General features: G+C 53.6%; 1 protein-coding gene. It reads left to right on the top strand.

Annotated elements, in window-relative coordinates; genetic code table 11:
- Positions 1-1,525: condensation domain-containing protein (locus WG8_RS20880; protein ID WP_007432236.1), on the top strand; the 1,525-nt coding region annotated here is incomplete at both ends.

Raw genomic sequence — 1,525 nt, 5'->3', positions numbered from 1 at the left:
CCTCAGTACAGCGAAGAATGTATATCGTCAATCAGCTCGGGGAAACTGGAATCAGCTACAATATTCCAGCCGTTTTGCTGCTGGAAGGGGAAGCCGATGTAGAGCGTTTGGAGACTGCTTTCCGACAGTTGATCGAACGACATGAATCACTGCGAACATCATTTGAGATGGCCGAAGGTGCATTAGTACAACGCATTCACCGTCAGGTTCCGTTTTCTCTGGAGATTCTAACGGCGAAGGGGGAAGAAGCGGAAGCTCTGATTCGTCAGTTTATTCGGCCATTCGACCTGCACAAGGCTCCTCTTGTTCGGGCGGCTCTCGTTGCTTTGGAGGCGAAGCGGCATCTGTTAATGATCGACATGCATCATATCATCTCGGACGGTAGTTCGACAGGCATCCTGGTGAATGATCTGGCCCGCCTTTACCATGGTGAAAGCTTGCCTGCACCGCAGTTGCATTATAAGGATTTTGCCGTATGGCAGAACGAAGAGGCACAGCGGGAAAGTATGAAACGTTTGGAAGCCTACTGGCTGGACACTTTTAAGGGTGAGCTGCCTGTGCTTGATTTGCCTACCGATTATCCACGCCCTCATGAGCGTAATTATGCCGGCGACCGGGTTGTCTTCGGAATTGACGGAGAGCTCGCCAAGCAGGTTCGGGGGCTTGCCGCCGAGACGGATACGACGGTGTACATGGTGCTGCTTGCCGCGTTCAGCTTTTTGCTGGCACAGTATTCATCCCAGGAAGATATTATCGTCGGCTCGCCAACGGCGGGCAGAACACGCGCCGAAACGGCTGGCATACCGGGGATGTTCATCAATACGCTCGCATTGCGCTGTGCGCCGTCAGGAACCAAAACATTCAGGAATTATCTGAATGAAATCAAAGAAACGACCCTGCAGGCATTTGCCCATCAGGATTATCCGCTGGAAGAGCTGATTGAGAAGCTGCCTCTGGAACGGGATATCAGCCGCAATCCGCTGTTCAGCGTATCATTCAATATGTTGAATATGGAGATTCCGCCGCTGCGTCTGGACGGACTCATGGTTTCACCGTATGCCATTCATCACCCAACGTCCAAATTCGACTTGACTCTTGAGGCGGTGGAGCAGGATGGACCCATCGGCTTGAGCTTTGATTATGCGGCAGCACTGTTCACACAGGAGACGATCCGGCGCTGGAGCGGACACTTGCTGCAAATTTTGCGGCATGCTGTTAGCACGCCCGATAGTATGCTGAATGATGTTGAGCTTCTTCCACCTACCGAAATGAGGTATTTACTGGAAGAAAGTTCCCCTGATCCTGCGTATGAGCCGCCGAAGGGAACATTCCACGGGATGTTGAACCAGCGGGCGCGGCTCACGCCGGACCGTACAGCTATCGTTTGCGGAGCGGAAAAATGGAGCTACAGGGAGCTGGAAGACAAAGCTGCCCGGCTGGCAGGCAGTCTTCGGGCGCATGGAGTCGGGCGTGACTGCGTCGTGGGGCTTCTTCTCGGCCGTTCGGCGGCCATGATTGTTGCGAT

Origin of the sequence: Paenibacillus sp. Aloe-11 (assembly GCF_000245715.1) — a bacterium.
GTDB lineage: Bacteria > Bacillota > Bacilli > Paenibacillales > Paenibacillaceae > Paenibacillus > Paenibacillus kribbensis.
This window is presented reverse-complemented; position numbering and strand designations above follow the sequence as displayed.